The sequence below is a fragment of the Sarcina sp. DSM 11001 genome (genome assembly GCF_900101015.1).
Lineage (GTDB): Bacteria > Bacillota > Clostridia > Lachnospirales > Lachnospiraceae > CAG-791.
Genome location: NZ_FNFZ01000049.1, coordinates 1 through 13,988, shown reverse-complemented (window position 1 = coordinate 13,988; position 13,988 = coordinate 1). Strand labels below are relative to the sequence as shown.

Sequence of the window (13,988 nt, the reverse complement as noted above, 5' to 3'; positions counted from 1 at the left end):
GTTGCCACCCAAATACAGTATCTCCAGCTTTATGGGTTACCTCAAAGGCAAGAGTGCGTTGATGGTTTTTGACCGACACCCGGAGTTTAAGACTCGGGGAGATAAGGAATTCTGGGCACGAGGCTACTACGTGGAGACAATTGGCAATATAGATGAAGCAACAGTAAAAAAGTATATTCAAAAACAGATTGATGAGTCTAGGAAAGGGAACGATTAACCCTTTCTAAGGGTAGCCAAGTAACAGGCTTGCGAGATCGCCCTTTCAGGGCAGCCACGCAATCGCCCTTATAGGGCTTATCAGACCACCACTTGAAGTGGTGGTTCGTGATTAGAAAAGACGCCCTGAAAGAGCCCCCTGCAGCCCCGTATAGACATACCTGCTGACGGCATCCCACACCTTGCATATCCAACCGCCTTAATAATGAAATGATCCTGGCAATAAACCAGACATTATATACGCTTTTCCTGACATTCCGGGCAGTATTTTGGCCAGTTCCGGGAGTTTGATGGGAAGGTGAAAGTTCTTCCGCATTTCCGGCACTTTCTGGTGATATTTTCTACCGGCTGGTGTTTCGCCCTGCACTCCTGGCAGCAGTCCGGCCAATGCTGGACATTCTCCGGAAGGGTGAAGGTCTTCCCGCAAATCTTACATGTTCTTGTTATCATTCCCCAATCCTGTGTTTTCGGGTGCTTATCTTTCCCTGCAAATAGTTTCTTTAACCACTCAAACATTGATCTGCCTTTCTCATCTGGAATTCTTTTTCAGAATTCCTGGCAATGGCCTCTTTTTCAGTATCTTTTTATTATAAATCAGGAAGAGCACTCCCCGTTGACGCATTCTTTGCATTAATGGTATTATATTCCGACATATCCGAAATCCTGATATGTGCAATAACTAAAGGAAGAGAGGAAATAATCTTGAAGACAGAATTACAATCTAATGTATTGACAGCCAGTACCGTCAGGAAGGTTCTGCCCTCCTGTCTGATATTTACTTTGGTGCAGTCCATGACTTTTATGGTAGACCCCATCATATCGGGACATTTTCTGGGATCCAACGCTGTAGCCGCCGTGGCTCTGGGCATGCCCCTCATCGGACTCATGATCTCATTTTCCGCCATGATCCTGCATGGCGGCTTTCTGAAGATGCTTTCGACCATGGGGCGCGGTGATATGGAGGACTATAGGCGTATCGCTTCCATCACAATTTTCTTTACGCTGCTCGTGGACCTGGTTTTTCTGGCGATCTGCCTGTTCTGCACGGATTCAGTATTAATGATTACCGGCGCGCTTAAGGCATCCCCCGAAGCAGTTGTTATGGGACGTCTGTATTTGCGCACGGCCTGCTGGATGATTCTTTTATTTGGACTCGGAAGCGCTTTACAGCTGATAATGACTTCCTACGGCTACCAGGCATACACTGCGCTTGCCAGCTGCACTTGTGTTATCGTCAATGTCGTGGCCTCCGTTATATTCATGACCATTCTCAGCGGCGATTACAGAATCGCCGGTATCGGACTCGGGTCCGCGTTTGGTACTCTGGCGCAGACACTTGTTGCATATTTTTCAATGCGGCACAAGAAGATTTCCATCAAATACAGGATTTATCCTCCCAATAAAAAGAATGTCACCGATGCTCTTGATATGCTGCGGCTGGGATTTCCCGCCTCTGCAGACAATATGCTGGATTCCATCTGCGGGTCCGTGGTCAATAATATTATTCTCTCCGTTTTCACCGGCGGGACAGCTGTGCTTGCCCTCGTAACCATCATCAAGACCATCCTGTCTCTTGTCCGCACGGTCGGGCGCGGCGTATTCACGGCCGGAGAGCCGATCATCGGTATTCTCCATGGAAGCCGTGACAATGAAGGCATCAAAAAAGTATTTCATACTTGCCTGAGGATCGGTCTGGTTTATGCTTCCGTCCTGGCTGCGATCCTGATCGCTCTGCAGACTCCGCTGCTCAGATTTTACAATATAAGCGACAACCCCGATGGCCGCACCGGTCTGATCATGACCGCCATAAGCGGTCTGGTATATGTTGTCATTTATGTTTTCGACAGCATTTACGAGGCAACCGGAAGGCTCTCGCTTGCCATGCTGTTCGCGGTGGTACCGGACAGCATACTCTATCCGCTTTTCATCCCGGTGCTTTCAAAACAATTCGGAATCACCGGCATATGGCTGGCTATGGGATATACATTTATCCCCTTCTTTATCGTGTTCTATCTCATATGTGTTGTTATCAACCGTAAATTCCCCGTGCCGCTGGAACGGTTACTGGCACTCAAAAAACAGGAGTGCCCGACGGAGCTGGATGTAAGTATCCCTACAGACGCGGAGAACATCTCTTTTGTGTCGGAGAATATCCAGAAATTCTATCTGGAACACGGAGCGCCCTCAAGGGTGGCCTACCTCTGCGCACTCTGCATGGAGGAAATTGCCGCCGACTATCTTGCTCACCGGGCGGAATCCGGAACTGCCAACGAAAAGTCCTACATGGACATCAAGGCTTTCCACGATTCGGATAAGATCGAGATCGTCCTCAGAAACTATGACGAGCCCTACAATCCCCTGGTCTTCGAGACGGATAAAGAGAGCTTCTCGAAAATCGGTGTTACCATGGTGCAGCGCATTTCAAAAGAGATCAAGTACAGTTACGCCTTCCATCTGAATGTCGTCTCAGCGGTTATAAAGACGTGATCTTAACTGATTCAAGACTCGCGAGCGAGTCTTGCGCGCCGAAGAATAAAAACTGCCGGGTGGCAGCCGCATTATTTGCGGCTGCCGCTTCTTTGTATGTGCCGCTTCTTTGTGTGTGTCGCTTCTTTGTATGTGCCGGGAATGGCGCATATAGAAAAAGCAGGGACCCGGTATCCTCTGTTTCATTCATATGCAATGCAACTGTCATTAACGCCTGTTCCTTCTTTTAATACATTATCGAGAAGCAATTCTCTATGTCAATAGATTTCACCGGTTTCAATTCTTTTTGTGCGGTTTCCATGTTCCATGTCCACGCCCCCTCGAAGAGCGTGGACATGGAACGCTTGCACGCGGCGGTTCAACAATGCGGAGCTTTTTGCTTTCCGTGCGCAGCATTATATGTACACGTATTTTCCCCTCTTCGAATTGTATTATGTCCCCGGAATGACTAATATAGTCCTATACGGAGGTATTCCATGAAAAAAGACAAACCCACCAGACCACATTCCCAAAATGCACGCTGAAATGGAAGCCGCCGGCATCCAGGAGCTGATCGACGACATCCAGTCCCAGCTCGACGAACACCTCGCGAAACAGGCAGCACACATCATTGAGGGTATCGATGGCACTGTCGATTGATTATAGTGATCTGTCAGTAGATCAAACTTTCTGGCATCGTTTTTGTCTCCAGCCCGTCACACTCTTCGGAGAGCCCGGCGAGCGCCGTAGTCGTAGTCTTACGGGTCATCAGGGGCTGAGTCAAAAAGAACCAGCCCCATTGACTCCCAGTGAAAAAAGAGGAAATGAATTGGAAAAACTCGAGAAAAAAAGAACTGAAATACAAAAAACCGTTAAAAGACCCTGTGTTGTCCTGGTCATTTTGGCAATAGTGGTATTGCTTATTATATTTGTAAAAATGCATGACAACCAGACGCGTGACGGAAACTCTGTCCCTGAAGTCAGTAAGCAAAATCACACGGAAGTTAAGAAGGAAGTTAAGGAGGAAGGCAGGGAGGAAGTTAAGGAAGAAGGCAGGGAGGAAGTTAAGGAAGAAGTTAAGGAGAAAGGCAGGGAGGAAGTTGAGGTTGAAGTTAAGGAAAGCAGCCCGACTCCCGAAGACGCAGCTGCTGACGGCTCTGACATTAGACCCGTAACATTTGATCTGGAGCATGCATTCACTGTCGGAGAGAGCATTCATTTGTCAGAAAACGGTAATCTGGAATGGCAGGGAAAAATTGTTCATCATAAAGGAGGAACATTGGGGGCATATGAAGAAGCTGTCAATATCTTCAATGGAACAGATTACCATATATATGAAGTCTACGATGTGCTGGTAAATGCCCATCCTGAATTAAAAACAGATCATCTCGAACCGTATGAGTGCGAAGATATCAATGATTATTATGGATTTACAGTTTCACGCGCTCCTGCCGAAATAAATGAAATTGACAATGCTCTCCGGGAGGGCAGACTGGTTCAGTTACAGGTTCATTCGAATGAGTGGCGTGATGCCGAAGGAAAACAGGTTGACTGGCCTGGGTATCATTCCGGACTGATCTTTTATTTTGATGGAAGTTTGTATCATATGAAAGCTTCCGGAACGATCAATCAGAAGAATGCTGTGTATACCAGAGAACAGCTTATTGACTGGATTGGAGGTACCAGCAAGCAACTGGTAATTTATACAAAACACTCGGCTGAATAAATGAAAAACTGAATGCTCTTTTATTCCGGGGAGGAAAAATATGAGAAAATCTGTTGCATGGGCACTTTGTGCCGCAATGCTTCTCGGACTTGCTGCCTGCGGCGGCTCTGCTGCAAACGGTGGTGGAAGCGGAAACGCTGTGGAAGCTGCTACAGGGGCAGGAGCGGAGACAGAAGCACCTGCTATCGACAAATCCCTGATCGCCAGGAACGGTATTAATGTCTGTATCGCTTCTGAGCCCGACAATATCGACCCCGCTCTGAACAGCACGGTCGATGGAGCTACCCTGATTCTTCATGCCTTTTCCGGCCTGGCCAGGTGGGAGCAGAAAGAGGATGGCTCCTTTAATATTGCGCCTGACTGCGCGGAAGAGCTGGTGGAAGGCAGAGAGAATGAAGACGGCACTGTCACTTATACCTACACGCTGCGCGACGGCCTCAAGTGGTCCGACGGACAGCCTGTCACTGCAGGGGACTTTGAATTTTCCTGGAAGAGAGCAGCAGACCCTGTGACAGCTTCCGATTATGGGTATATGTTTGACCAGATCGCCGGTTATGACAAAATGACAAAGGAAAAGGAAACCGGCGAGAAGGACGAAGGGGGAAATCCCGTCATGGAATATGTGAATCCCGATCCTGAGCTTCTGGCTGTCAAGGCAGTCGACGACAGGACTCTGGAAGTCACTACAAAGCAGATGGTCACTTACTGGAATGAGCTTCTGGCCTTCCCTGCCTTCATGCCTGTCCGCGAGGATATCGTATCAAATGAAGCCTGGGCGACAAATCCCTCTACCTATATCGGCAACGGCCCCTATGTCATGACCGCATGGCAGCATAACAGCGTCATCACCATGGTCAAGAACAAAAACTACCATGAAGCGGACAAGGTCACCATGCCTGCCATCAATTTCTATTTGTCCGACGACTCCAACAACATGCTCACCAACTTCGAGAACGGCGACTGGAAGCTGATCGATGTAGTGCCGACCAATGAGATCGCCTCTCTCAAGAAAAAGTATCCCGAAGAGTTCTTTGTCACCGGCGAGCTGGGTACCTATTATGTCTGCTGGAACGTCAACGAGGATATCCTTCCCAAAAATTCCGGCCTGAAAGGCAGGGAAGCTGAGGAAGCCCGCGCTGAGATCCGCAAAGCCATTGCCCTCCTTTTTGACCGCAGCTACATCGTCGAGGAGATTGCCCAGGGTGGTCAGACTCCTGCTTCCTCCTTCGTCGCCAGCGGATTGACAGAAGCGGACGGCATGACCGACTTCTGTGCCAATGCCGGTCATAACGACGGTTTTGCCGGATACTATGATGTCTCCCCGGATGCTCTGGAGAGCAACTACGTTGCTGCCATCGAAATCCTCAAAAAATACTATAAGTTTGATGAGGCCGCCCAAAAGGTCAAAAACTTCCCAACCCTGACTTACCTCTACAACACCAGTGAAGCCCACAAGGCGATCGGCGAATACCTGCAGAGCGCCCTGGCATCCGCAGGCATCAATATGAAGCTGGAGAACCAGGAGTGGAGCACATTCCTCAACACCAGAAAAGCCGGCGGTTATACCATCGCCCGCAACGGCTGGGTGTGCGCCTACAACGACCCGATCGCCATGCTCGACATGTGGATCACCAGCTCCGGCAACAACGACTGTCAGTTCGGCAAGGGCGCGCACAAGGATGTCAGGGCCTACAGCATTGACCTGACCGACCTCGGCTATGACACTAAGGTCACAGACGGCACCTGGGCAGAGACCTATGATGTCATTATCAACGATATCAAATCCTGCAAAGACACCAATATCCGCTACCAGCTGATGCACCGCGCAGAAGACCTGCTCATGAGCACAGGGGCCATCTGCCCCCTGTACTATTATACCGACCTGTACATGCTTGATGACAGCGTCAAAGGCTTCTTCAGCACTCCTCTGGGCTTCAAATACTTCATGTACTGCACAGTGGACTAAAAACGGGGAACTCCATACATTTTCCGGCTGAACATGTACAGCTCACGAAATATACTCTTTAAGGATTTTTTCAATATGAAGATTCAGATTTTCAGGAAGGAACTGATGCTGTAAAGGATCAAGCCGGATGTAAAGATCCAGGTTCTGGTAGAATGAGGTGTTTTTTCCTTTTCCCTGTGAAGCAGGTTCTTCGCTGACCCGGATCCTGACCTGAACACGTCGCTGTTCAAACAGGGGGATAACGATATAATACAGTCTGTCATTCTGGAAGGAAAGATATCCAAGTTCTTCCCCGGAAACGTCTTTCAAAAACAGGCGACGGCGGCGGAGTTCTGATGGATAAAGCAGATCGCCAGTCTTCGGCAGCTCTCTTCCGGCATGGGATGAGCGGGGACCATATTCCAGCATGGCAGGAAGGAACCATATCCTGTCAGTGGATCTGTCTGCGGAACTATCCCCGACTGTGACAGCCTTTGCCAGTTCGTCCAGGGAGGACCGGACATCTATAAACTGCTGGGCAAGAAGATAAGTGAGCTCACCCAGTGCCCGTTGGCGGCGAGAATCATTTGGCGCTCTTTTTTGTGATACATCCGCTTCCTTCAGAAGCTCTGATCCGCACTGATAAATACTTTTTAAAAAAAGAGGGAACTCTTCATCCCGCGACCATAGATATTTTCCACGAGCGATTGTAAAAATGCCGATGGGTAATCCCTCCGCATCCTCTGCCCTGCAGTAGATCTCACGCGGGTGATATGCACAGGGGTTGCAGGGTGCGTCCCATTTCCCTGTAGATTGGGCTGTTTTCTTCTGGAAATCCTGCCCGTCGGAGGATGCACGCGCTTCCCGGGAATTCCTTGTTTTTCTCCAGGAACGCTGTAGGAGGTTGTATGCCTGGTTGATTATTCTGGCGTCATGTGGGGTGGTAACTGGTGCGGCCTGATGTTCCTGACTGTCTGTTTCACTTTTCCTGCAGGGCCAGTCAGAGCTCTGTGCGGAACGCATTCTCACTTTATCGGGATGTACTTGCACGATCAGCTCCCGGTATCTTGTACGAATGTGCTCTGGTCCTGCATTTTCAGGCAGGCCGAGAACACGATATGCTTCTGATTCCGTCAAAGTGATTCCTCCTGTAAATCCCGATTGAACAAAACCGCTGCGCAGCAGTCTGCCTGGACTGTGGCGCAGTGGTTTTGTTCAACTGGATTTTAAATTATGGTGTATTCCCCGGCTTCCGGAACCCGGATCCCGGAAAGATTTATTGCAAACGACAATTGCAGTATCATTGGCTGTTAGTTTTTTATGATTCGGTCTGCAGCATCCGACAGGTGTTATTCCAAATTTATTATTAACATATTCTCTTACCTGTCTGTTTGCATCTTTAAACTGTGCTGCGGTTTTACAGCCTGGAAAATGACAATATGCCGCTTAAACTTACCTCTGTAAAACTGGAATTGCAGTTCTGTCGTCACTGGTTTACAAGTACATAGCTCTTCTCAATAAAGTCGACTATTTCGTTATCCGAGAGTCTTTCGTCAAGAAAAAGCGTATACCAGTGTTTCTTATTCATATGATAGGCGGGAAAATAAAACTCCAGATATATTTATCAAATGTTCCGAACTCTTTCTGCACCTTCAGAAATGCCCGCGCATTTGTTATCGCAGCTTTTAGCTTCTGGCGATTGCGAATAATTCCGGCATCCTGCATCAACTCATCCAGTTTTTCATCGTCATAAGCGGCAACAATCTGCGGGTCAAAGCCGTCGAACGCCTTCCTGAAATTTTCTTCTTTGTTGAGAACCAGATTCCAACTTACACCTGCCTGCATCCCTTCGAGAACAAGCATTGCATATAATTCCTGGTCCCGGTGCTCAGGTTTACACCAGCGGGTATCGTGATAGAGGAGGAACTTCTCCGAAACATGATATTCTTTTGTGCCGAAGCTAAAATTGCATCTTTTCTTTTCCATTATGTATCCTCACAAATCCCGATATTCCTTCCCGCAGCCTTTGCTTCAGCCTAAACAAGAAGGCCCGTATTGTATTCTGTATACTCATCAATCCTTCTGTTCAGATGTAAAAATCATATCACATTCAAGCGGTGTCGTCGAAACGTTTTAAATCTTCGCAGCTGCACAGCTGCAGATATCATGGGACGAAGGTGGTTGTATATGCCGGTCATTCAGAAAATGCCAGAGTAAAGATGTGTAACTGTTTCCGGAAGATACAGTCCTTTTGCCCTGTCGCAGTAAAACAGCAGCATAAAGTCACCGTTCGGGCGAAAGCGGTATCGATCACCCAGAGGGCACATCTTAATGAAATCCGGAAATCCAGGTTTTTCTTTCATAAATCCGATACAAACCAGGGACATACTATTGATTGACTCTAAATTATCACGCATTTATAATTGTTTTTAGATTTTGCAAAATGATGATTGGCATATGGAAGAGAGCACTATGACGGTGTTAGGACATATAGACTAAGTATACTATGCGCATACAAATCTGCCGGATCTGTAGATCTGCCAGTCAGGTTTGTTTGCGCTTTTTTATAGCCACACTGACATATACAAAGCGGAGGGATTATTATGAGAAAAGTGAAAGAGCTGACAAATCGGATAGCAGCCATGTTCCTGTCCGGCCTGCTGGTAGTCGGAGCAGTTCCCGGGACTGTCCTGGCGTCAGAATTTCCGGCAGATACTGGCCAGACTTCGGAAACAGCGGCAGAGGATATGGAAGATACGCTTTCAGAAGAAATGTCCACTGAAGAATTAGGTGAGGATACTGCGCTTCAGGGAGAGGAAGCGGCAGAACAATATTTCACTGTTACCCTCGATGCCAATGGCGGGTATTTTGAAAATGAATGGGATGATGCCATTGGTGAGATAGTTGAACAGGCGGAAGTGATAAGTAAGCAGATCTCTGTTGGAGGGACTGTCGCGGCATCTCCTGTGTTTACAAATCTGGATGGACAGAGCATGGTCTTCGCAGGATGGAGTCTGGAGAGAGACGGAGAACTGGTATCGCAGGCAGAGGAAGAATACACCCCTTTAGATAACTGCGTCCTTTATGCTGTTTGGGATGCTGAGGATTCGTCCGTTGGGGACATTGAGAGTCAGGAAATTGCTGAAGAAAATACTGACCAGATCGATGCCTCACAGGACTTCGGGGAAGTAGATGAGGCAGCAGAAGGATCTCAGGATGCCGGGGACTCTGAGGCAGTAGAAGGATCTCAGGATGTCGGGGACTTTGAGGCAGTAGAAGGATCTCAGAATAATCATGACTATAATCAGGACTCCGATGAAGTAGAGGCAGCAGAAGAATCAGAGACCGACCAGGACGCCCGGAATAATGGGACGGCAGAAGAAAGTTTCGCCGATGAAAATCAGGCTGCTGAAGCTGATACAGATCCTGAGATTATAGATGAGAATGAGCAGGCTGTCGCGTCTGACCAGGAAGCGGATTATGCAGATGAAGATGCGGAGAAAGCCAGCGAGGAATCCTCTGGTGCCATAGTCTCAGATGGAGATGCACAGACTGAGTTGATTGGGTCTTCAGAGGAAGAAGAGACAGTCCAAGAAGATGGCGCTATGGCCGCAGAGGGCAGCGGGACATGCGGAGAGAATCTCACCTGGACGCTGGAGGAAGGGATCCTGACCATCAGCGGAACGGGGGCGATGTATGATTACGAACTCTCTACCAGACCATATGAGGAAAATACTATTAGCACGGTAATAATTGAAGATGGAGTCACCAGTATCGGTAATTATGCGTTCAGCTGCTTCAGCCTGACCAGCATCGATATCCCGAATAGCGTCACTAGTATCGGTGATGATGCGTTCTTCGGCTGCGACAGCCTTCCGAGCATCACGATTCCTGATAGCGTAACCAGTATCGGAGATGGAGCGTTCGGACAATGCAAGAGCATGAGAAGCATTACGATTCCTGATAGCGTAACCAGTATCGGAGATGGAGCGTTCACACAATGCGAGAGCCTGGGAAGCATTACGATTTCGGAGAAAATCACCAGTATAAGTTCTGGTATGTTCCTAAGCTGCAGCAGCCTGACCAGCATCGATATCCCGGACAGTGTAACCAGTATCGGTAATTATGCGTTCGAACACTGCAGCAACCTGAGGAGCATCACGATCCCGAAGGGTGTCACCGACATAGGGGATTATGTGTTCGCAGGTTGCTCCAGCCTGGAGAACATATTTGTTGAAGAAGGAAATCAGAATTATAGTTCGAAGGATGGTGTGTTATTCAATTCTGATCAAACTGTTCTTGTTTATTATCCTGGCGGGGGAGAGGAAGTCTATACTATTCCTGATTCAGTAACGAGTATTGGTAATACTGCGTTCGACGACTGCAGCAACCTGACCAGCATCACGATTCCGGACACAGTCACCAGCATAGGTGAAAAAGCATTCTTTTCCTGCTGGGGCCTGACCGACATCACGATTCCGGAGAATGTCACCAGCATTGGTTCGTCTGCGTTCGAGGCATGCGGCAACCTGGAAAGTATTACGATTCCGGACAGTGTCACCAGTATCGGACAAAATGCGTTTAAAGGATGTGTAGGCCTGGTTATTTACTGCTATTCAGGGTCTAAGGCTCTGGAATACGCTAAGAATAATAAAATAGCTTATAAAATATTTATGAGCGGGGCCTTTGTAATGATTCCTGACCAGTCTTATACCTATACCGGATCTCCCCAGGAGCCGGAGGTTACTGTCATTTTAAATGAAACTCAGTTGACTAAAGGCACAGACTATGAAGTCGCCTACAGCAACAATATTAAAGTCGGAACCGCTGCAGTGACCGTCAATGGAATAAACGAATATAGTGGTATAAAGAAGCTGACTTTTACCATTGTAAAAGCCTTGCAGCCCATCAAAGCCTCCAACCTGTCCCTGACCTATCCGAACAGCGGAAAGATCACCGTTTCCGGAAATAAGGGTTCACTGACCTATAAGTCCTCCAATACAGCAGTTGCGACAGTGGATTCTACAGGCAAAGTCAAGGCAAAGAGCGGCGGAACGGCAAAGATCACGATCACGGCGGCCGCAACTTCACAGTACAATGCTGCCTCAAAGACGATCACAGTGAACGTAGCAAAGGCGGCCCAGTCTATCACGGCAAAGGCCTCAGCCCCGGTTGTCTTCGCCGGACAAACAACGACAGTATCTGTTACAGGCGCCAAAGGGACCAGGTCGTTCAAATCCTCCGACACGACAATCGCCACTGTGGACAAATCCACTGGAAAAGTAACCGCAAAGAAAGCCGGAACAGTAAAGATCACGGCGGCATCGGCCGCGACTGCACAGTACAATGCCGCCTCAAAGACGGTCACGATTAAAGTGCTCCCTGCATTAATTTCGTCTCTGAAAGCAACCAACCAGGTGACCGGCATTAAGCTGACCTGGAAAAAGATCTCCGGTGCGACAGGCTATAAGATTTACCGCAACTCCACCCTGATTAAAACCATCAACGATGGAGGTACCACCACCTACAAAGATACAAAAGCCAATACCAACATGAAAAAGTACGTTTACAAGGTGGTGGCGAAGGGACCTGCCGGAGACAGCCCTCTGGCGAGAACAGTTATTGCGATCAGAGTGGATAGACCGGCACTTACTTCTGTGACAAACAGCGCCTCCTCCGTGATGACTGTTAAATGGACCAAGACCGCAAGGGCAATCGGCTATCAGATCAGGTACAGCACGAGCAAAACCTTTGCATCAGACAATGGGACGGACAGTGCGTCTGGTGGTAAAGATTCCAAGCGCATCGAAAAACTGAAGAGGGGAAAGACCTATTACGTGAGGGTCCGCGCCTATAAGATCGTGGGCAACAGACTATACTGGTCCGAGTGGAGCCCGGTCAAGACCGTCAGGATCAGTAAGTGAAAATGAATAAGCATTGCGGGAGCGCCAGAGCGTGGAGCGATGCGGAGTTTATTCAGACATGTTTGCGAACAGCAGGTCATGGCACTGAAGTATGAAATAGCTAAGTCAGCCCACTGAATAAAATAATTAATAAAAACTGATTTAACAAACTGAATAAACCAAATGGCAAAACAGTACCCCGGGGGTAGAAATACTCTCCGGGGTTTTTCAGGGGGGTAAAAATCCGGGGCGTAATATTTTGTTACATAACAGAATTGTAAAGCAAAACGGAGTTTAACCTGAAGAAAAGGCTTTTCTACCCCATGGAAAACATGGGGACGGTCCTTTTGTATCTGTCCCCGTGTTTCATTTTTGACATTTGAAACAAAGGGACAGAAACGAAAGGACCGTCCCTGCGTTTCCACCTGCGTTTCCAACAGACACTCTGCAGTTGCGCCAGTCTATATCGGAAAGCCTGATGCCAATGATGTCGATTCCGCGAAGGCCGGTGCAGTACGCAAGGAGTATGATGGCATGGTCCCTTTTACCCAAGGCATCATCCGTGTCGGAAGACTCGGCAATACCACAGATTTCTTCCTCGGAGTATGCAGGGATAATGCGCCGATGGTATTCCGGGCATATCTCTTTGAGAGAGACACGTCTGCTGATGTGTTTCATATAGGATTCCATCAATTCCTTGGAATAAGTGTCATATCCGGCAGATTCGGCGAACCTCAGAATGGAATTACATACATACTGGTACTGCTCAGTGGATATTTCCAGTATGCCGTACAGCATCACCTCCTTCATGAGTTGCTCTGTCAATGGTTTCAACAGTTGGTTTGGAACTTTCATTCTCGGCCTCCTTTCTACAAGGATGACAGTTACATCCTCATAGTAAGAAATGCCGATAATAATTGACAATGCGTTGAATACAATACTTTAGAACGCCAAGAATCAGCATTTCTAAAATATCGGCATAAGGTTCCAGCGCATAAAATAGAGCTCTTTAAAATCCTCAGCGGTATACGCTTTGTCAAACAGGTTGGTGGCAAGGTATTCCGTAGTGCCGTTGCCCAGGTCGATGGAAAGGACGCGTACAGGGATGCTGACGAGCTGCCCGGAGGCTGCGTCCTTAAACTTTATAGAGAGGAGCGAGTCGCCTTTGCACTCTTTTACCAGCTTGAGGTTCTCTTTCAGCCGCATGACGCATTTATATCCGTTTTCCGAGAAGTAGCGGAACATGGCCTGGGAATAGTAGCCGCGGTCAAATATAATGACAGCACCTTTGAGGATCCCAAGGGATTCCAGAGATCTGCAGTGGTCAAGGGCTGCCCTGCGCTCCAACGAAAGATACGGACGGAGGAGTCCATGGCAGATATAATCGTTGTTGACGTCGTAAATCAATGATGCAAGCGCCAGGGACCAGCGCTTTTCCGGATTTTCCCTGCTGAACATTTCCCCGAATGTCTCGAAATTCGACTTTGAGTCCGGAAGCTGGATCTTAGAACCGTCTACAGCAAAAACCTTTTCTTTGCCACGCCAGAGTTTTCCTAGCAGAGCAGACTTTTTGAAGTTGTCTACGGAAAGGTCGAAGAGCTCCCTGAACAGGGAGGGCATAATGCCCTGCCGCGCTTTGGACACTGCCTGTTTGGTCACATCGGGAAACTGGACTGGTCCAAGTTTAATGATCCTGGAAATGTTATTGTGCATCGCCTGCCTGGTCGAGTAC

Annotated in this window: 8 protein-coding genes and 2 pseudogenes; 6 read left to right on the top strand and 4 right to left on the bottom strand. The window is 48.1% G+C overall.

The window, feature by feature from the left end; translation table 11 throughout:
• From tnpA to BLT02_RS16125, 5 genes and pseudogenes are all read left to right on the top strand, one after another.
• A pseudogene (tnpA, locus tag BLT02_RS16145) lies at positions 1–187 on the top strand (IS200/IS605 family transposase); the annotation flags it as partial.
• A gap of 731 nt (positions 188–918) precedes the next feature.
• Positions 919–2,703, top strand: a complete 1,785-nt coding sequence (locus tag BLT02_RS16140; protein ID WP_175453902.1) for an MATE family efflux transporter — start codon at positions 919–921, stop codon at positions 2,701–2,703.
• 501 nt (positions 2,704–3,204) lie between these two features.
• Positions 3,205–3,342, top strand: a pseudogene (locus tag BLT02_RS18150) (DUF3502 domain-containing protein); the annotation flags it as partial.
• 169 nt (positions 3,343–3,511) lie between these two features.
• Positions 3,512–4,408, top strand: coding sequence for a hypothetical protein (locus BLT02_RS16130; protein WP_092997910.1), 897 nt, complete (start codon positions 3,512–3,514; stop codon positions 4,406–4,408).
• Between the two features lie 40 nt (positions 4,409–4,448).
• Positions 4,449–6,374, top strand: coding sequence for a peptide ABC transporter substrate-binding protein (locus BLT02_RS16125; protein WP_092997907.1), 1,926 nt, complete (start codon positions 4,449–4,451; stop codon positions 6,372–6,374).
• A gap of 42 nt (positions 6,375–6,416) precedes the next feature.
• On the opposite strand, the gene BLT02_RS16120 is transcribed toward BLT02_RS16125, so the two are convergent.
• Complete coding sequence (locus BLT02_RS16120; protein ID WP_175453901.1) at positions 6,417–7,490, bottom strand: J domain-containing protein; 1,074 nt, start codon at positions 7,488–7,490, stop codon at positions 6,417–6,419.
• 447 nt (positions 7,491–7,937) lie between these two features.
• Complete coding sequence (locus tag BLT02_RS16115) at positions 7,938–8,339, bottom strand: DNA-3-methyladenine glycosylase I (protein WP_092997901.1); 402 nt, start codon at positions 8,337–8,339, stop codon at positions 7,938–7,940.
• Between the two features lie 617 nt (positions 8,340–8,956).
• On the opposite strand from BLT02_RS16115, the gene BLT02_RS16105 reads away from it, so the two are divergent.
• Entirely contained in the window at positions 8,957–12,277 is a 3,321-nt protein-coding gene (locus tag BLT02_RS16105; protein WP_092997895.1) for a leucine-rich repeat protein, read from the top strand.
• Positions 12,278–12,622: 345 nt separating this feature from the next.
• Here BLT02_RS16105 and BLT02_RS16100 read toward each other — a convergent pair whose 3' ends face one another.
• Both BLT02_RS16100 and BLT02_RS16095 read right to left on the bottom strand, forming a co-directional pair.
• Complete coding sequence (locus tag BLT02_RS16100) at positions 12,623–13,180, bottom strand: site-specific integrase (RefSeq protein ID WP_175453900.1); 558 nt, start codon at positions 13,178–13,180, stop codon at positions 12,623–12,625.
• A gap of 42 nt (positions 13,181–13,222) precedes the next feature.
• On the bottom strand, positions 13,223–13,988 hold a 766-nt coding region (locus BLT02_RS16095; protein WP_139187712.1), incomplete at its 5' end, for a transposase.